The following is an 18,709-nucleotide window of genomic DNA, read 5'->3' on the forward strand; positions in this document are numbered from 1 at the left end:
AGAGGCGACCCGCGCCCGGCTCAAGCCCCGTGCGCATCCGGGTCGCGCCAGGAGCGCTCGAAGGGCAGGCGCCAGGCATGGGGTGCCACGAGCTGGTGGATCGATTTCGGCCCCCAGGAGCCCGGCTCGTAGAGGCGCACCGGCGGCGGCGCTTCGAGGAGCGGCGTCGAGACCTCCCACAGGCGCTCGATGCCGTCCGCGGTGGTGAACAGCGTGTGGTCGCCCCGCATCGCGTCCAGGATCAGGCGCTCGTAGGCTTCCAGCACCTCGCCGAGCATGCCCGTGTCGCGCATAGCGAATTGCAGGCTCAGCTTGTCGAGCCGCATCCCCGGCCCGGGGCGCTTTCCGTAGAAGGAGAGCGACATCTTGGTCGCGTCCGCGAGATCGAAGGTGAGATGGTCGGGCCCCTGCGCGCCCACGCCGGAGCCCACGGGGAACATGCTCTTCGGCGGCTCGCGGAAGGCGATCGAGATGATGCGCTGCCCTTCCGCGAGGCGCTTGCCGGTGCGCAGGAAGAACGGAACCCCGGCCCAGCGCCAATTGTCGATCGCGCATTTGAGGGCGATGAAGGTCTCGGTATCCGATTCCGGATCGACGCCCTCCTCCGCACGGTAGCCGTTGTACTGGCCGCGCACGACGTCGCGCGGGTCGATCGGCACCATGCTGCGGAAGACCTTGTTCTTCTCCTCGCTGATCGGCAGCGGCTCGAGCGAGGTCGGCGGCTCCATCGCCATGAAGCCGAGGATCTGGAACAGGTGGGTCACCACCATGTCGCGATAGGCCCCCGTCGCCTCGTAGAAGGCGCCGCGCTGCCCGAGACCCAGGGTCTCGGGCACGTCGATCTGCACGTGGTCGATGAAGTTGCGGTTCCAGATCGGCTCGAACAGGCCGTTGGCGAAGCGGAAGGCGAGGATGTTCTGCGCCGGCTCCTTGCCGAGGAAGTGGTCGATCCGGAAGATCTGATCCTCGGGGAAGACCTCGTGGAGCATCCGGTTGAGGAGGCGCGCGCTCTCGAGATCCGTCCCGAACGGCTTCTCCATGATGATCCGCGAGCGCGCGACGAGGTCCGCCTCGCCGAGAAGACGCACCACCGGGAGCGCGGCCGCGGGCGGGACGCTGAGATAGTGGAGGCGCCGGCTCTCGGCACCGATCGTGGCCTCCGCCCGCTCCACCGCCTCCCTGAGCGCCGGGGCGCCGCCGGAGAGCGGCACGTAGTCGAGCATCTCGGCGAAGGCCGCGAAGGCCGCCTCGTCGACGGGGCGGACGAAGAACAGGTCGACCGCCTCCCGGGCGAGGCGCCGGAAGGCCGCCGCATCGAGATCGTCGAGGGAGACGCCGACGATGCGGCACTCGGGGATGAAGCCCGCGCTGCAGAGATGGAACAGGCCCGGCAGGAGCTTGCGCCGCGCGAGGTCGCCGGTGGCCCCGACGAGGACCACCACCTGCGGGAATTTCGGCCCGACGCCGGGAGGAATCTTTCGCACGGGCATCCCCTCCGCCGCTACGACCGGGCAAGCAACCGGAGTGCCACGCCAAAGCGGCGGAAATGGGAATATGGTCTGGAGGGCGAGGGCCCGAGGCCCCCGCCCGTGGCCGCCTACCCGATCAGGAAATCGCTCGCGTCGATCTGCGCCCGCGTGACGCCGGTGAGCACGAGCACTTCGTCGACCCCGTTGGCGAGATGGTGCAGCTCGACGTTGTTGCCCGCCGCCGTCACGTAGTTTCCGGACGCGCGCGTCCCGCTGAGGTAGGCGTTGAGCTCCGTGCCCGTGTGCAGGAAGGCGCTGACGTCGACCCGGTCCTGGCCGTTGCGGAAATCCGTCACCGTGTCCCGCCCGGTCCCGATCTCGAAGTCGAAGACGTCGTTGCCGTTCCCGCCGGTGAGGGTGTCGTTGCCCGCCCCGCCTGCGAGGAAGTCGTTGCCCTCGCCGCCGCGGAGCGTATCGCTGCCGGCGAAACCGAACAGCCTGTCATTGCCGAGATCGCCGTCGAGGGTGTTGTTCTGGGCATTGCCGCGCAGCTCGTTGGCCAGCGCGTTGCCCTGTCCGGTCTGGGCATTGCCCGTCAGCGTCAGGTTCTCGACGTTGTTGGTGAGCCGGTAGTTCACGGAGGCGAGCACGGTGTCGATCCCGCCCGCGGCGTTGGCGTTCGTCTCGGTGACGACGTCGCCCGTGTTGTCGACGACGTAGGTGTCGTTGCCGTCGCCGCCCGTCATCGCGTCGCGGTCGGCGCCGCCGTCGAGGACGTTGTTGCCCGAATTGCCGAACAGCACGTTCTGGCCGCCATTGCCGGTGGCGTTGATGCTGGCGCTACCCGTCAGCGTCACGTTCTCGACGTTGGGCAGGGCGGCGAGGCTGAAGCTGATCGCGGATTCGACCGTGTCGGTGCCGCCGTTCGCCCCCTCGATGACCACGTCGCCGACGTTGTCGACCACGAAGGTATCGTTGCCGGCGCCCCCGTCCATCCGGTCGGCGCCGAGCCCGCCGTCGAGCCGGTCGGTGCCGGCCTCGCCGAAGAGCTGGTCGTCGCCGGCCTGACCGTTGAGCACGTCGTTGCCGCCGCCCGCGCGGATCGTGTCCTCCTCGGAGGTGCCGGCGAAGGTCTCATTCGCCGCCGTGCCCGTGAAATTGCCGCTGACATTTCCGATCGCGATGGCCCCGAAGGTCTGGGTCAGGGTGTGGCCCGCCCCATCCCGGACGGTGACGTCAACGCTGAGGTTGCGCGGCCCCGTCTCATAGTCGATCAGGGCGCCGGCCTTCACCTGAAGCTCGTTGCCGACGATCTGGAACAGGGCCGCGTTGGTCCCGCCGAGCGTGTAGACGAGACTGTCCCCGACATCCGGATCGTTCGCCGCGAGCTTGGCGACGAGGGTGCCGCCGGGCGAATTCTCGAGGACCGTCAGGGCGCCGTTCGTGCCGGTGCCGGCGGCGGTCAGCGTCGTCGCGGCCTCGTTCACATCGCCGACCGCGAGGTTGAGCGTCGCGGTCGCCGTCGTTCCATCGGCGGTGCGGGCCTGGACGACGAGGCTGTAGGTCCGGGCGGTCTCGTAATCGAGGGCCTTGGTCGGAGCCACGACGAGGACGCCGTTCTCGATCGCGAAGAGGCCGCCGGGGTTGCTCACGAGGCTCAGGACGGGTGTGCCGGTCGGGAAGCCGCTCGTCGTGAGCGTGGTGATGCTGGCGTGCTCGGTATTCTCGAGGACGCTCGGGCTGTTCGTGCCGAAGGTGATCTTCGGCGTGCCGGTGCCTCCGCCGCCCGTATTCGTGTTGAAGAGCTGCTGGACCGTGAAGTCGCCGTCCGTGAAGCGGAAATGCTCGACGTTCGAGACCGTATCCCTGCCGTCGGCCAGGCCGTCGCCGCGGGCGCCCTTGACGATGATGGTGCCGCTCGCATCCTGCGTGATGTCGTAGTCGGCGCGCTTGCCGCTGAAGACGGCCGTGTCGTCGCCGAGGCGGCCGTCGATGATGTCGTCGCCGCCCCGACCCTCGAGCACGTTGGCGCCATTGGTGCCGCGGATCTCGTCCGCCGCCTCGCCTCCGACCGCGTTCTCGATGTTGTGGAGCGTGTCCTCGGCCTGGAAGGCCGCGTTCGTCGCCCCCGTATTCGGATCGCGGTTCGAGCGCGTGGTGCCGTCCGCCGGCGTGGGGCCGCCGAGGAGATCGATCAGGAAGCGGGCCACCTCGCCGCGATACGAGACGGTGTCGCTGCCGGCATTCCCGTCGAGGTCGTCGATCCCGAAGCCGCCGATGAGGAGGTCGTCCCCGTCTCCGCCCGAGAGCGTGTCGTTCTCGCTGCCGCCGATCAGGATGTCGTCGCCCGTGTCGCCGAACAGGAGGTCGTTCTCGCTGCCGCCGAGGATCAGGTCGTTGCCGCCCGCACCGTGCAATTCGTCGGCGAGCGCGCGCCCGTCGATAATGTCGTCGCCCGCCGTACCGCTGATCACGTCGCGGGGCGCGCCCTCGCGCGGCCCGATGATCAGGTTGCCGGGCTGACGGGTGTCGAGGATCTGGCCGACGATGTCCTGCTCGGTGGCGCCGGCGGTGGCGCTGCCCTCGGCCGCCACGATCTGGCGCCCGTCCTCCAGCCCCGCGACGGAGAAGGAGAAGCTCGGATCCACGCCCGGCACGCCGAGGGTGGTGGACCCGTCCGGGAAGGCGTCGAAGATGCCGCCGAGATGGATGCCGGCCGCGTCGTAGACCTGCCCTTTCACCTGATGGGCGGCTGCGTCGTGCCAGTAGATCGCGAAGCCCTGCTCGGCGGCGGTCGGCACCACCTGGAAGGTCGCGCCCGGGGCAAGACCCGTGAGCATCAGGGGCGCATCGAGGCTGCCGAGCGGGTCGCCGGTGGCGTTGTGGATCGTTGCCGTGACGAGGCCGCCAGCGTCTTGCTTGACCAAGATGAAGTTGAAGCCCACGCCGACGATCGCCTGGGCCGTTGCGGCGCCGTCGCCGCCCGCGGGCGAACGGGCGAGGATCGGGTCGGCGCCCGTGCCGATCCTGGCGGGATCGAGGATCGCGTACTGGGCGCGGCCCTGGTCGTCGATCCAGCTCGTCACGAGCTGGCCGTCATGCAGCATCGCGGTCGAGGCGCCCCTGCCCGCGCCGAGATCGACCGAGGAGCCGAGGCTTGAGCCCGGCAGCACTTCGGGCCCGGCCGTACCCGTCTGCAGAACGAAGCGGTCGACGTAGATCCGCCCGCCCTGGCCGTAGGCGACGTTGAAGCCGAACTCGGCGGTCTTGTTGTTGGCGTCGAGGAGTTCGTAGCCCGCGACCGAGGCCCCGGTCTGCGCGCCGGTTCCGTGATCCTGCACCGCGATCTCGCCGAGATTGCCGGTGAGTGCCGAGACGAAGCCGACCTTGATCCGGCTCGTCGCGCCGGGGCTCGCCGTCTCTTCCCAGGCCGCCGCGACGCCGAGATCACCCGCGACGTTCGCCGCCACGTGGGCGATGAGGCCGGTGCCGTCGCCGAGTTCGTGGCGGATGACGCCCGCCGCGCCCGCGCCGATGCCGAAGGCGGCATCGGCCTCGCCCAGCGAGGTGTAGGCCTTCAGGTAGAGGTGGCTGCGGCCGCCCGCGCCATCGTCCTCCACCCACAGGAAGGCGTAATTGTCCTGCATCGCGACCGCGACGGGGTCGTGCTGCAGCCCGGCCCGCGGATTGGCGATCGCGGTGCCGGCCGGATTGCGCAGGGCGCCGTCGTTGACGATGAAGTCGCCCGTGTCGGCATGCGGGCCCCAGGGACGGACGGCGTAGGTGCCGTCCGGCGTCGGGGGCACGAAGGCGTTCGGCGCAAGCGGAAGGAAGGCCGTCATGTCGACGGCGCCGTCGGCGAATTTCAGGTGCTCGAAATCCTTGACGACGTCGCGCCCGTCGGGGCCCGCATTGGTGGCGGGCTCGCGCGGGTTGCGCATGTCCTTGACGGTGAAGCTGCCGTCGCCGTTGAGGGTCACCGAATACTGGGCCCGGGTGCCCGAATAGACCGCCACGTCGTCGTCGGTGCCGTGGCCGGGCGTGTCGCCGAGGCGCTCCTGGCCGCCGTCGAGATGGTCATTGCCGGCCCCGCCGATGACGGTGTCGCTGCCCATCCCGGCCTGGATCGTGTCGTCGAGACCCTGGCCGTTGATGAAGTCGTCGTTGACGGTGCCGACGATGAGGTCGCGGCGCGCCTGCGTCGTGCCGTCCGGTCGCACGAGGTCCCCGAAGATCTCTTGCGGCCCCTCGCGGGTGTCGATGATCTGGACCCTGATGTCGCTGTCGCCGGCCGAGACCTCGTTCCAGACGACGACGGCCCTGTCGCTGACGAGGCCCGCGATGCCGTGGCCCTTCTCGGTCAGCCCCGTCGCGGTGTTGAGGGTGACAGCGTGGCCGAAGCCGTTGGCGCCCCCGTCGAAGTTGAACGCCTTGATGGCGGTCTGGCCGTTCTCGAAGACGCTGTAGGTGACGACGCCGCCGTCATTGTCCTCGCCGAGTCCGACGACGTTGAACTCGCCCGTGAAGCCGGGGCCGCCGGAGACCGACGCCTTGCCGAGCCGGCCCGCCTCGACGATCTCGCCCGCCACGAAGGTGCCCGGCGCGCCGCCGAGGACGAAGGTCTGCCCGAGGACGACGAGATCGCCGTTGCCGGCATCGGCAACCCAGAACAGGCCGAAATTGCCGGCACCGAGGGCGACCGCGCGGGCGAGCTGGCCATTCGCCACGGCGACGCCGTCGGGTAGGGCGACGCCTTCGATGAAGGCGCCGTTCTGGTCGAGGAGGCGGACGCGCAGGCGGTCCTGCCCCGTCCCGTCGCGCTCGATCCAGGAGATCACGCTCTCGCCGTCATGCGCCACCGCGACGCTCGGGTCGCGCCCGAGGGCGCCGCCCGTCAGTTCGAAGACGGCATTGTTCGGCCCCGATCCCGATGCGCCCTCTGCGAGCGTCGCGTCGGCCTGCCCGTCGAGGCCGGCGGCCTTCGGCTCCTGGAAGGAGGCGCCGTCCGCGGTCGCCTGCACCTCGTAGCGCTGGAAATAGACGTGGCCCAAAGCCCCGTTGCCGGCCGCATGCGAACCGGCGCGGTCGGTCTCGACCCAGAGCATGTTGAAGCCGGTGCGGACGTCGAGCGGCTTGCCCGCAGCATCGAGGGTGACGACCTTCTCGTAGCCCGCCATCGCCACGCTGTGCTGGTCGACGACCTGCCCAGCCGCGGGCGGGCCGCCGAGGCCGAGCTTGACCTCGTTGCCGATGATGCTCGCCGGCCCGAGGAAGCGGGCGGCGAGGCGCACGCCGTCGCTCGTCGCCTCGCCCCAGACCGCCTCGTAGCCGTCGCCCCATCCGACGAGGGCGACGCCGGTACCCGCACTGATGGTGCCGCTGCCGTCGTCGAGCCGCATGGGCAGGGGCAGGAAGGCGTCCGGCGTCCCGTCGTGGTTGTAGAGCTGGAGCCGCACCTGCGTGCCCGCGCCCGTGCCCGCAAGCGCGGCCACGCCGAAGACCTCGCCGAAATTGTCGGCGATGGCCGGCCGGCTCTGGTCGCTCGTCGCCGCATCGACCTGGAAGCCGTTCAGGTCCGCGTTGGTGTTGCCCCAGTGCGAGGGGGAATCCGAGCGCGGCTGCACGTCGGTGGCGAGGTCGAGGATCGTCTGCTGGCTGCGGTCGAGGGTGCCGTCCGCCTTCACATGCACGTTGAAGGCAATGTGCTCGACGTCCCAGAGCGTGTCCGGCCCCTCGGTGCCGCCGTTGTGGGCGACGCTGAGCGAGCCGTCGGCATTCTTCTTGACGCTGTAGGCGCTCTGCAGGCCGGTGTACCAGACCGTATCGCCCTTCGAGCCGTTGGCGCCGCCGTGGATGGCGTCGCTGCCGACGCTGCCCTCGATCAGGTCGTCGCCCGAGCCGGCCCAGACGGTGTCGGCGGCGAGGCCGGGGCGCAGGTCGTCGTCGAAGCTCGTGCCGATCATCGTGTCGACCTTGGCGTCGACGCGGCCGTCCGCGCGGTGGCGGTCGCCCTCCTGGAAGAAGGGCGGTCCCAGGTAGTCGCGGGTGTCGAGGAATTGCGCGGTCACGTCGCCGTTGCTGCCGACGATGACGGCGCGGTCGCCGGCGAGTCCCGTCGAGGCGAAGCCGTCCGGTCTGGTGACGCCCTGGAAGACGGTCGAGGCGGAGCTGTGCGTCCCGTCCGTCGCGAACGCGACCGAGACCACGTCGGTCGTGCTGTCGGAATTCGTGACCCCGTAGGTGAGCACGAGTTGCGAGGTGCCCTCGCCGAGGCCGGCGATGCTGAAGGTGCCGCCGAAAGTGCCGGGCAGGTCGTAGCGGATCTCGCGGGCGGCATCGACCGTCCAGGTGTTCGCGACCGGGCCGGCGGCGAAAACCTGCGCGACGACCGAGGTGATCCCGTTCACGGTCTCGACCCAAGCGATCACGAAATCGGTCGTGCCCGCGATGTTCGCGATCACGAGCTTGCTCGCCGCATTCGCGGTGCCGAGCATGGCATCGACGAGGGTGTCCATCGCCGCGGCGTCGGAGGCGAGCGTCCCGCCCGCGCCGGCCGCGTTCGGGTTGAAGCGGATGTCGTTCTGCGAGCCGTCGGCGTCGAAGATCGCGAACCGGACGTGGTTGTTCGGGTCGATCCAGGCGATCACGCTCTCGCCGTCGTGGAGGCTCGTCATGGCGACGTTGCGCCCGCTTGCGGCGAGCGTCAGGACGGCGTCGCCGTCCGTGCCGCCGACGACCCCGTCGAGACCGGCGGGTTTGGGGGCCACGCCGTCCGGATTCGTCGGATCGATCGCGTAGCGCTGGAACTTCACCGCGCCGTAGCGGGCGTCGGCACCGGCCGGCAGGGTCTTGGGCGTGGCGATCCAGGCGACGTTGAACCCGGTGGACAGGATCGTCTTGGCATCGACCGTCTTGTCCGCGTTCTCCCGCGCGTTCTGGAATCCCGCGACGACCGCCCCGTGATCGTCGTCCTCCGCCGAGCCGAGGGTCAGTTCGCCGGGCACGAGCCCGACCGCGCCGACGAAGCGGACCTTGACGTCGGCAGGCTCGCCGAGGGCCGAGCGCGACTCGTAGGCGACCGCGAACCCATCGCCCGCGCCCGCGACCACGGGCCGCGAGACGATGCCCGGTCCGGTGCTGATCTTGAGCAATCCCTGGTCGAAGAGGCCGCCGCCCGCGTTGAGCGCCTTCAGCCAGATGCTCGTGGCGCCGCCGGCCTCGGTCGAACGATAGGCGACCGCGAAGAAATCGGTGGCATTGTCCGCGGCCGAGACTTGATCCTCGACGGCCGTCGTCTGGGCCACCTTGAAGCCGTTGAGTTGGTCGGTGAGCGTGTTGCCCCAGCGCGTCAATGTAACCATGACCCGTCGCCTCCGGCGTGCGTGCGCCATCTCGGGCGGCCGAGGACTCAGCCTCGTTCCGCCGTTCCCTTGAGAAGGAAGAAAGTATTCTTGATGATCGGATACAATTTTTCTGAAGAGATATTCAGGACGTAAAGTCCGAACGACGCCGGACTAAGGTCGGATTGTTTTTCGGACCAAAGTCCGATCCGCGATCTGTACTGATTTCGTGCGGCATGGCACCGAGGCTCGGACGTGGCTGCGCGACCTTGAGCCTCTGCCTCCCCGAACACGTCGGTCGCGGCGACGCGCTCGGGGCGACGCGATCCTGCAGCCGGTCCGGTTGACCTCGCGGCACGCTGCGCCGATGGCCGGTGCCCTTCCGCGTGACCTACGTGCCGGGCCAGCCCTATGTCGGCTCCACGCTGAGCCTGCACCCGCCGGCGGGCGAGGAGCGGACCGGCGCCTTCATCGCCTGGGACGGTGCGCGCGGCCGGATCGCGTGGTCGAACCCCGAGCCCTTCTCGGTCTGGTCGGGGGCGCTCGCCACGGCGGGCGGCCTCGTGTTCTACGGGGCGCCCGAAGGCTATCTGAAGGCCGTCGACGCCAGCACCGGGCGGGAGCTCTACCGCTTCAAGACGCCGTCCGGCATCGTCGGGAACGTCACCACCGATCGCCATCGCGGCCGGCAATACGTGGCGGTGCTCTCCGGAATCGGCGGCTGGGCGGGGAGCGGCCTTGCCGCGGGCCTGACCGACCCGGCCGACGGATCCGGCGCGGTCGGCGGATATGCGGCCCTCTCCCACGATACGGCGGCGGGCGAGCAACTCACGGTCTTCGCGCTGCCCGAATGACGCCGGACCGGCACGCGCCGGAGGCCCCCCATCCGGGATCGGGCTTTCCCGCGGCCATGCCCGCCGCGAAGACCTGAGCCGAGCGTGGCGCCCTCGCCCCGCCCGACCTCGGGACCTATGTCCCGATCTGCTTGCCGCACTGCAGCGTCGAACTGAGCAGATGCAGCAGAGCCTCGCCGCACCGGCCCACCCGAGCCGGCGAGGTGGGCCCGAGCTGTCAGCCGGCACCCGTGAGATCGAAGCGAGACGACGCATTGACCGACCGAGCGATCCTGAGCGAGCCCTCGGCCCGCCCTTCCGCGACCGTGGCGAGAGCGGCAGCCGAGGGGAGCCACCCGACCCTCGTGCTGCTGGCGCTCGCCATGGGCGGCTTCGCGATCGGCACGACCGAGTTCGCCGCGATGAGCCTGCTGCCCGACTTCGCGCCGGATCTCGGCATCGACGAACCGACCGCCGGCCACGTCATCAGCGCCTACGCGCTGGGTGTGGTGGTGGGCGCCCCCGTGATCGCGGTGCTGGCCGCACGAGTCGCGCGGCGCACGCTCCTCATCGGCCTGATGGTGCTGTTCGCCCTGGGCAACGGCCTCTCGGCGCTGGCACCGAGCTACGGCACGATGCTGCTGTTCCGCTTCCTCGCCGGCCTGCCGCACGGCGCCTATTTCGGCGTGGCGGCGCTGGTGGCCGCCGCGCTCGTCCCGCGGGAGCGGCGGAGCCAGGCGGTCTCCCGCGTCATTGCCGGCCTCACCATCGCGACGGTCGTCGGCGTGCCGCTCGCCAACGCCATCGGTCAGCTCGCCGGCTGGCGCTGGAGCTTCGGCCTCGTGGCACTTCTCGCGCTGCTCACCGCGATCCTGGTGCGGCTGTTCGCGCCGCTCGGTGCCGTCGCCCCGGGCGCCAGCGCGCTGCGCGAGCTCGGCGCGCTGCGCCGCGGGCAGGTCTGGCTGACGCTCGCCACGGGGGCGATCGGCTTCGGCGGCTTGTTCTCCGTCTACACCTATCTCGCCTCCACCCTGCTCTCCGTAACGCACGCCTCGCCCGCCGCGATCCCTGGCATGCTCGCCGTGTTCGGGCTCGGCCTCACGGTCGGCAACCTCGCCTGCGCCTGGGCGGCCGACCGCGCCCTGATGCCGGCGGCGGGCCTCACCCTCGTCTGGAGCGCGGCGGCTCTGGCCCTTTACCCGTTCGCCGTGGGGAGCCTCTGGACGCTCGCCCCCGTCGTGTTCCTGATCGGCTGCGGCGGCGGTCTCGCCACCATCCTGCAGACGCGGCTGATGGACGTCGCGGAGGACGCGCAGACATTGGCGGCGGCCCTCAACCACTCCGCCTTCAACTTCGCGAACGCCCTCGGCCCCTGGCTGGCGGGCCTCGCCATCGCGCACGGGCTCGGCCTGCCCGCGACGGGCTTCGTCGGCGTCGCCCTGGCGCTGGGGGGATTCGCGATCTGGGCCGTCTCGCTGGTCGCGGACCGCGCCGACCCACGCGCCTGCGAGCAGCCGGGCTGACGGGCAGACCGGTGCGAACGCGAACCGCGACCCGTTGCCGTGCGGCTCGCCCCCCCTACCATCACGGTGTCGCGCCGGCTTTCGCCGCGCGAGGCCGTTGAGCCCCAGGAGGGATCGACCCATGAGATACCTGCTTGCCGGATCGCTGATCGCGATCGGCCTGTCCAGCGCACCGCCGTTGCACGCGCAATCGATCGACATCGGTCCCGGCGGCCCGAACATCGACCTTCGGAGCCGCCGGGAACGGGAGCGCGATCTGGACCGGGAAGACGCCCGCCGCGAGATGAGGCGCGATCAGCGGCGGCGGGACATCGAGGATGACGACGACGATGACGATGACCGGCCGCGGCGGCGCTAGTGAGGCTTGAGCGGGCCTCCAGAGACGCCCGCGCGGGGCGGAGCGCCCTCTCCCGAACGGGTTGAGGTCGTCGGCGCCCTCACCCCCGGCTGGCCGCGCTCGCGACCCGCTCCCGGAAGGCGCGGGAGGCGAGAAGGGCGTGCACCGCGCGAAGCTCGGCCGCGCGCTCCGGCCCGAAAGCCGCCTCGAACCGGCCCTGCACCCCGCTCCACAGGGCCGTGGTCTCGCCGAGCTTCGCGCGCCCGAGATCGGTGAGACTGACCCGTCGCGCCCGGCGGTCGTGCAGGTCCGGCACGAGGCGGAGGTATCCGTCGCGCGTGAGCGGCTTCAGGGTGTGCCCGAGACCCGACAGATCCATCACGAGGCTCTCGGCGAGTTCGCCCATCGTCGGAGTTCCGAGGCGCGCGACGCTCGCGAGCAGCCCGTGCTGCGTGGCACGCAGGCCGCTCGGCGCCAGGGCGTCATCGTAGATCTGGCCAAGGCTGCGCATCGCCTGCCGGAGCATTTCGTTGCTGCACAGGCTCGGATCCGCCCGCTCTCCCGTCGGCCCTGCTGCCATGTCCGGAATCCCCCGCCTCGGCCGCCGCACATGTTAGCGGATGCGGGCGCAGGCCGCCGACCCGAATCCGGGGTCGGAACCGCTCTTCCGAAGGACGCTTCGCGGCTCGGCTCGCGGCCTCGAAAACGTCCGGCCCACGGAATCCTTGCATCAACGTAAATGCCGGTTCGTCGCCGCCGCGCGGCGCGGGGGCGAATCGAAGAGGGCCGTCGCGCCCCTGATTCGGCCCGGATCCGCCTGCGAGGGCCCTGTGGACAGAGGCTCGGGGTCATCTTGCTTAACCTTGATCAAGCGAGCCGCCCGACGGACCGGTACGGTCGCGCACGGAAAACCTAACCTTCCGAAGAGGGGTACTAAACAGGTCTAATTACAAAAAATTATTGCAAAAATTCTTGGATTGCCTCAGCACATCGGACGTGCAGTGGATCTGCGTCGGATCCTCTGCAGAAGAACAAGAAACTCAGGGAATGGCGCGCGAATTACTTAAGTAGCAATCGAAGTACGGCCGAGACCCATGAGCAGGCACCTTCCGAAGATTGTCGCAGACCTGTTGAGCCGCCTGCGGGCGGGCATCGGCGCGGGCTTACGGGAGGCGGCTTTCGGGGGTGGCGCGGACAGGTCCGCGGCATTGCGGCTGGCCGTGACGGCGCGCCGTCGGCGCGTCGCGACGAGCCGGCGCGGGTCCGATTAAGCAGGACGAGAGTGGTCAGACGATCGGAGCGTTCGGGCCGGTTCTGAACCGGCCGCGGCCGCCCATGCTCTGCGCAACTCCGATAGATCAGGGGGTTGAAGGTGTCCGAGATCCAAGTGGTCATCATCGACAGCGATCCGCTGTTCCGCGCCGGGGTGGCCTACACCCTGAACGCCGAGGCCGACATCACGGTCGTCGGCGAGGGGGCTTCCGCCTCGGACGCGTTCCGGCTCGCGGTCGCCCTGAAGCCGAACGTCGTCATCCTCGACATCGGGATGCTGGGCGGCGGCGCGGAGGCGGTCGAGACGTTGGTCGCCCACTGCTCGGACGTGAAGATCCTGATGCTCACGAGCATCGTCGACGACCAGCATGTCTGCTCGGCGATGCAGGGCGGGGCCTGGGGCTACGTCCTGAAAGGCGTGAGCGGGCCGGAACTGGTGCAATCGGTCAAGGTGATCCACCGCGGCGAGCGCTACGTCACGCCGGCGCTGGCCGCCCGCCTGTTCGCCCGGCCCCGCCCCGCCGCCTCTAAGCCCGAGCCGACGCCCTTCTCCAGCCTCACTGGCCGCGAGGAGCAGATCCTCACGCTGCTGGCCGAGGGCCTGAGCAACAAGGAGATCGGCGGCCGCCTGGAGATCAGCGAGAAGACGGTCAAGCACTACCTGACGATCATCCTCGACAAGCTCAACGTGCGGAACCGCGTGCAGGCGGCGCTCCTCGCCTACAACCGCTCGAACCTCGTCGGCCATTGAGAGCCGTCGACGCGCCGGCGCGGGGGGCCGGACGCGCATCGGGGGACGATCTTCGGGCCTCGCGCCGGCACCCCGTGCCGGTGCGGGGCCCGCGCGATTCCGGGACGGATGCCGGATCAGACCAAGGTCCGAACGGATGTAGGACCTAGGCCCCGCGAACAGCTGGTCCTTGGTTGGTATTCGGGCGCACCGGGCTCGGTAACATCGGATCATCCCAGTTCTGCGGGAACGAATGCCATGTTTCTCGACCGTAAAACGACTTCTCGGATCCGTATGCAGGAAGCCGAGCGCGCCCGCGAAAACAGGCTCGAGATCGTCAAGGCGCATTCGCATGGCGAGATCACCAAGCGCGACATGTTCCGCTGGGGGATCTACGGTGCGAGCGGCCTGATCGCGGCCAAGCACGGCCTCAGCCCCTTCGTGCGCAGCGCCTACGCCGCCGTGCCGACCGGCACCCCGGCAAGCCCCCTCTTCGGCGCGCAGAAATTCCACGAGCCGCTCAACCGCGCTGTCGTGCAGCCGCGCATCCCGCTCGTGGCCGCGGCGGGCAGCGACGACGTGCTCTGGATGGATCCGAACGGCCGGCCCTACGCCAACGAGATGCCGGGCCGGCGCCTCTCCTACCACGACGAGTGGTCGAAGAAGGGCGCGAACTGGCAGCGGCTGTCGAACCCGCTCACCGGCCGCGGCCCCTGCGAGGGCCGCCCGCCGGGCGAGTTCTTCGCCCATCAGCGCTGGTCCAAGGACCCGACGAGCGCGAACCGCGACCTCTTCCCGAAGGTCGGCTACATCATGTCCCTCGGGCAGTGCCGGTCGAGCACCAAGTACTGCAACGAGATGCCGGCGCAGAACGCGAACGCGATGTGGTCGTTCGGGCCGCGCCAAGCGGGTTGGCGGGGCTCGAATTCCGGCTCCCGCCTCGGCTACGGCGCGCCCTGCCTGATCAAGGCCCGCTACGGCGAGCCGCTGCTGACGCGCATCTACAACGACCTGCCCGTCGACCGCACCCAGAACGGGGGCTTCGGCCGCAACGAGATCTCGACCCACTTCCACAACGCGCATAACGGCGCCGAGAGCGACGGCGCCTGCAACGCCTACCACTTCCCCGGGACGTTCTACGACTATCACTGGGGGACGACGCTGGCGCGGCGGGACATGCCCAATATTCGCGCCTTCAACGACCCGAACTACCAGAGGAAGGCCTCCGGCCCAGACGACGGGACCGGTCTCGTGATGGTCGAGGGTGACTATCGGGAATTGCAGGGCACGCTCTGGTTCCACGACCACCGGTTCTTCTTCACGGCGGAGAACGTGCACAAGGGCAACTTCGCCCTGTGCAACTACTACAGCGGCCCGGACCGGGCCTGCACCAGCGTCGTCGACGGCGTGAACCTGCTCCTGCCCAGCGGCGATTCGCTGCCCTGGGGCAACCAGGATTTCGACGTGAACCTCGCGGTCACCAACCCGGCCTTCGACAAGGACGGGCAGCTCTTCTTCGACATCTTCGACACGGACGGCTTCCTCGGCGACATGCTGGCCGTCAACGGGAGCTACTACCCCTACATGGAGGTGCTGCCGCGCCGCTATCGCTTCCGCATCCTCAACGCGTCGATGTCGCGCTTCATCAAGCTCGCGGTGGCGGTGAACAACTCCCGCACCTTCTCGTCCGGCACGACGGTGCCGTTCTGGTTCATCGCCAACGACGGCAATCTGCTCGTGAATCCGGTCCAGCTGATGGAGATGGAGGAGCAGGGCGTCGCCGAGCGCTACGACATTGTCATCGACTTCTCGGCCTTCGCCGACGGCGACAGCGTCTACCTCGTCAACCTGCTGCAGCAGACGAGCGGCATGAAGCCCGACGGGGCCGTCTCCATGTCGAACGCCCTGAAGGGCGTGGCCGCCGACCCTTGCGTCGGCCCGATCATGGAGTTCCGCGTCCGCAGGGGCGGCATCAAGAGCGTCGACGACCCGAGCCGCACCTATACGGGGCTCGAGGCCGACCCGAGCGCCGATTTCTCGACCTCGGACTGGAAGGGCGGCCTCAGGACGCTGACAACCCAGATCCCGGTTGTCGCCCCCGTGCGCGAGCGCGTCATCGAGTTCAACCGGTCGGGCGGCGGCGATTCCCGCGACCCGAAGACCGGCCAGTGCATCCCCGAATGCGGGACCATCGAATCCTTCCCCTGGGCCGTGAAGATCAACGGGCAGGCGGCCCATTCGCTGAACGCCAACCGGATCGGCGCCCTCGTGCCGAAGCCCGGCGAGGTCGAGTACTGGACGCTCGTGAACGGGGGCACGGGCTGGGACCACCCGATCCATCTGCATTTCGAGGAGGGCATCACCCTCGATCGCGGCGGCGCCTCGATCGGCCCGACCGAGAAGCTCGTGCGCAAGGACGTCTGGCGCCTGCGCCCCGGCGGAACCGTGCGCTTTCAGGTCCGCTTCGGCGAGTTCGGCGGCTCGTACGTGAACCATTGCCACAACACGGTCCACGAGGATTTCGCGATGCTGCTGCGCTACCAGCTGCTCACGCCGGCCCCGAATGACCCGGACTTCGCCAAGACCGGCAGCCGGCCGCACTGGCAGATCTCGAACACGCCGATCCCCTCGCCCGACGGCGTCACCTTCCGCGTGCCGGAGGTGCTGCCCGAGGCCCAGCCGACCTTCAAGCCGCCGACACGGGCCTGAGGCCCCGCGGGCGGCCCCGCGGGCCGCCCTCCCTCCCGCAGCGAGAGACTGGTCCCATGTTCCGCCCTCTGATGCGTACCTCGATGATCGCGGGCATGGCCCTGGCCCTGTTCGCGGCCGGCCCGGCCGCCGCGGCCTCTCCCTGGGGCGAGGGCTACCTGCCGGACGCGCCGCTCACCGATCAGGACGGCCGCACCCGCCGCTTCTACAGCGACGTGCTGAAGGGCCGGATCGCCGTCATCGCCTTCATCTACACGAGCTGCCGGGACATCTGCCCCGTCGTCACCGCCCGCCTCGCGCAGGTCCAGGACAGGCTGAACCAGGAGCGCCGGGACAAAGGGGGCGCCGAGCGGGCGGCCGATCCGGTCTTCGTCGCGATCAGCATCGATCCCGTGACCGACACCCCGGCGCGGCTCAAGGACTACGCCGAGGCCTTCGGCGTCGGCCCCGGCTGGTCGTTCCTCACCGGCCGGCCCGAGGATATCGAGCTCGTGCGCTACAAGCTCGGCGAGCGCAGCCGGAAGCTCGTGGACCACAGCAAGACCATCCTGCTCTACAACGACGCCACCGGCGAATGGGCCCGCGACTCGGCCTTCGGCGACCTGACCGTCCTCGCCAGCACCATCCGGGCCATGAACCCGGCCTTCAGCGCCGGCACACCCGCCGCCACCGGCGGCGCGCCCGCGATCGGCGAGGCCAGCATCGCGCCCGACCTGCCGGGGCAGAGCCTCTTCCTGAAGACCTGCGCCGCCTGCCACACCGTCGGCGGCGGCACCCGGGTGGGGCCGGACCTCGCGGGGGTCGGCAGCCGGCGCAGCCGCGACTGGCTCGTCTCCTACGTCACCGACCCTCAGCGGATGCGCGCGCAGGGCGACGCCACGGCCCTCGACCTCGCCCGTGCCTTCCCGTCGGTCCGCATGCCGAACCTGTCCCTGTCGGACACGGACGCGGCCGACGTCCTCGCCTATGTCGAGGCGATGACCTACGGCGCCCGGGAGGCGGCCAAGGACAAGGAGGCGAGCGCTGAGCCGGCCGACGCGCACGCCCACCACCATCATCACCATCACTGAGGCGACGGGTCCCTTCGAGGACGGAGCGCAGCCATGTCGAGCCACGCGAGAGCGCCAGCGTCGTCCGTTCGCACGGAGGACCCCGCGAAGCGATCCGCCCTCGCGGGACGGGCAAGCGCCCGGGCGGCAGCCCGTGCCCGGCGGTCGCAGGCGGGCTTCACGCTGGTCGAGGTGATCGTGGTGCTGTCGATCATGGGGCTGATCATGAGCCTGGTCGGCCCGCGCGTGCTCGGCTACCTCACCGACTCCAAGGCCAAGACCGCCCGCATCCAGGTCGAGACCCTCTCCAGCGCCGTCGAGCTGTTCTTCATCGACACCGGCCGCTACCCCCTCGAGACCGAGGGCCTGCAGGCCCTGGTCAGCCCCCCCGGCGGCCTCGCCGCCTGGAACGGACCCTACCTCAAGGGCGCCTCCGTGCCCCGGGACCCCTGGGGCCGCCCCTACCTCTACGCCTCGCCCGACCGCGGCCGCAGCTTCCTCATCACCTTCACCGGTCCCGACGGGCGCGAGCCCGGCGCGCGCGCGCCCCGGCCGGCCCTGCTGCCCGCCGCCCCGGCCCCGCCGGCGGGCGGGCGCCAGGCCGAGCTCGGGCCGAGGAGGGCCGAATGAGCCCGGCCGCCCCCTGGCGCGCGCATCTCGCCGCCGCGCTCTCCGCGCTCGCCGCCTGGTGGCGGGCGGAGCTGCGCGCCGGCCTCGGCAGCCTGCGCCCCGATCTGCGCCCAGACCTGCGCTCCGGCCTGCCCGCCGCCCCGCCCCTGCGCCTCGTGCTCCGCCCGGACGCGGACGGGCTCGGCCTCAGCCTGCGCACGCCCCAAGCCGCGTGGCCCCCCGATTGGTCCTCCGACGGGTCCTCCGACGGGTCCTCCGACCTGTCCGCCGGGCGCGTCGCCTGGGCCGCCGACGTGCCCGCCGCGCTCGCCCACGCCCGGGCCGAGGCCGCCCGCGCCGCCGCCCGGGCCGGGCTCGGGGCCGGGCCCGTGCCCCTCAGCCTCGCCCTGCCGCACGCGGTCGGGCGCAGCCTGAGCCTGCCCCGGCGGGCGCTGCCCCAGGCCGAGGCGATCGTGCGCGAGGAGATCTGCCGCAAGACGCCCCTGCGCCGGGAGGAGATCGCCCTGGCCTGCGCGGTGGCGCCGGGGGGCGGGGACCGGGTGCGGGTGCACTACCTCGTGGTGCCCGACAGCCTGATCGAGCGGACGCTGGCCCGGCTCGGGCTCAAGCGGGGCGAGATCGCCAGCCTGGAGGGCGAGATCGCTTGGCCGGAGGGCGAGATGGCTTCGCCGGAGGCGGCCTGTCTGGTGCTGCCGTTCGGGCCGGCACGCGCGCCTGCGCGAGCCTCGGCGGGGCGGGCGGCGGCGGGGCTGGGTCTCGCCTGCCTGACGCTGGTTCTGACGGGCTTCTGCGGCCTGGCGGGGCGGCAGGCGGCGCG

The 18,709-nt window shown here is 70.6% G+C and carries 10 protein-coding genes and 1 pseudogene; 8 read left to right on the forward strand and 3 right to left on the reverse strand.

Translation table 11 applies throughout. The features are described from left to right. Positions 1-20: 20 nt before the first annotated feature. Together zwf and J2X36_RS18115 are read right to left on the reverse strand one after the other, a co-directional pair. Positions 21-1,484: a glucose-6-phosphate dehydrogenase gene (gene zwf / locus J2X36_RS18110; RefSeq protein ID WP_310352307.1), complete on the reverse strand. Its 1,464-nt coding sequence runs from the start codon at positions 1,482-1,484 to the stop codon at positions 21-23. Between the two features lie 113 nt (positions 1,485-1,597). After that, positions 1,598-8,830: a hypothetical protein gene (locus tag J2X36_RS18115; RefSeq protein ID WP_310352308.1), complete on the reverse strand. Its 7,233-nt coding sequence runs from the start codon at positions 8,828-8,830 to the stop codon at positions 1,598-1,600. Positions 8,831-9,186: 356 nt separating this feature from the next. On the opposite strand from J2X36_RS18115, the pseudogene J2X36_RS18120 reads away from it, so the two are divergent. The 3 genes and pseudogenes from J2X36_RS18120 to J2X36_RS18130 form a co-directional block, all read left to right on the forward strand. Beyond that, positions 9,187-9,663, forward strand: a pseudogene (locus J2X36_RS18120) (PQQ-binding-like beta-propeller repeat protein); the annotation flags it as partial. A 305-nt stretch (positions 9,664-9,968) separates the two neighbouring features. After that, on the forward strand, positions 9,969-11,165 hold the full coding sequence (locus tag J2X36_RS18125) for an MFS transporter (protein ID WP_310352337.1): 1,197 nt from the start codon (positions 9,969-9,971) through the stop codon (positions 11,163-11,165). Between the two features lie 121 nt (positions 11,166-11,286). After that, positions 11,287-11,523, forward strand: coding sequence for a hypothetical protein (locus J2X36_RS18130; RefSeq protein WP_310352310.1), 237 nt, complete (start codon positions 11,287-11,289; stop codon positions 11,521-11,523). Between the two features lie 79 nt (positions 11,524-11,602). Here the strand turns inward: J2X36_RS18130 and J2X36_RS18135 are convergent, their stop codons facing one another. Next, positions 11,603-12,082, reverse strand: coding sequence for a MarR family winged helix-turn-helix transcriptional regulator (locus tag J2X36_RS18135; RefSeq protein WP_310352311.1), 480 nt, complete (start codon positions 12,080-12,082; stop codon positions 11,603-11,605). A gap of 792 nt (positions 12,083-12,874) precedes the next feature. Here J2X36_RS18135 and J2X36_RS18140 point away from each other — a divergent pair. From J2X36_RS18140 to J2X36_RS18160, 5 genes are all read left to right on the forward strand, one after another. After that, a complete protein-coding gene (locus tag J2X36_RS18140) occupies positions 12,875-13,525 on the forward strand; it encodes a response regulator transcription factor (protein ID WP_310352313.1) in 651 nt (216 codons plus the stop codon). A gap of 273 nt (positions 13,526-13,798) precedes the next feature. Continuing rightward, complete coding sequence (locus J2X36_RS18145) at positions 13,799-16,213, forward strand: multicopper oxidase domain-containing protein (protein ID WP_245516742.1); 2,415 nt, start codon at positions 13,799-13,801, stop codon at positions 16,211-16,213. Between the two features lie 56 nt (positions 16,214-16,269). Further along, positions 16,270-17,283 (forward strand): SCO family protein, encoded by a 1,014-nt coding sequence (locus tag J2X36_RS18150; protein ID WP_132256680.1) that lies wholly within the window; start codon positions 16,270-16,272, stop codon positions 17,281-17,283. Between the two features lie 33 nt (positions 17,284-17,316). Next, positions 17,317-17,892: a type II secretion system major pseudopilin GspG gene (gspG, locus tag J2X36_RS18155; RefSeq protein WP_132256683.1), complete on the forward strand. Its 576-nt coding sequence runs from the start codon at positions 17,317-17,319 to the stop codon at positions 17,890-17,892. Next, a partial coding sequence (locus J2X36_RS18160) for a hypothetical protein (RefSeq protein WP_310352322.1) occupies positions 17,889-18,709 on the forward strand: 821 nt, incomplete at its 3' end. The genes gspG and J2X36_RS18160, both read left to right, overlap by 4 nt.

Source organism: Methylobacterium sp. BE186 (genome assembly GCF_031457035.1).
GTDB lineage: Bacteria > Pseudomonadota > Alphaproteobacteria > Rhizobiales > Beijerinckiaceae > Methylobacterium > Methylobacterium segetis.

Coding starts and splice junctions, on each gene's coding strand:
- J2X36_RS18150 (WP_132256680.1), top strand. CDS start 16,270: ATGTTCCGCCCTCTGATGCGTACCTCGATGATCGCGGGCATGGCCCTG.
- J2X36_RS18115 (WP_310352308.1), bottom strand. CDS start 8,830: ATGGTTACATTGACGCGCTGGGGCAACACGCTCACCGACCAACTCAAC.
- J2X36_RS18145 (WP_245516742.1), top strand. CDS start 13,799: ATGCAGGAAGCCGAGCGCGCCCGCGAAAACAGGCTCGAGATCGTCAAG.
- gspG (WP_132256683.1), top strand. CDS start 17,317: ATGTCGAGCCACGCGAGAGCGCCAGCGTCGTCCGTTCGCACGGAGGAC.
- J2X36_RS18135 (WP_310352311.1), bottom strand. CDS start 12,082: ATGGCAGCAGGGCCGACGGGAGAGCGGGCGGATCCGAGCCTGTGCAGC.
- J2X36_RS18130 (WP_310352310.1), top strand. CDS start 11,287: ATGAGATACCTGCTTGCCGGATCGCTGATCGCGATCGGCCTGTCCAGC.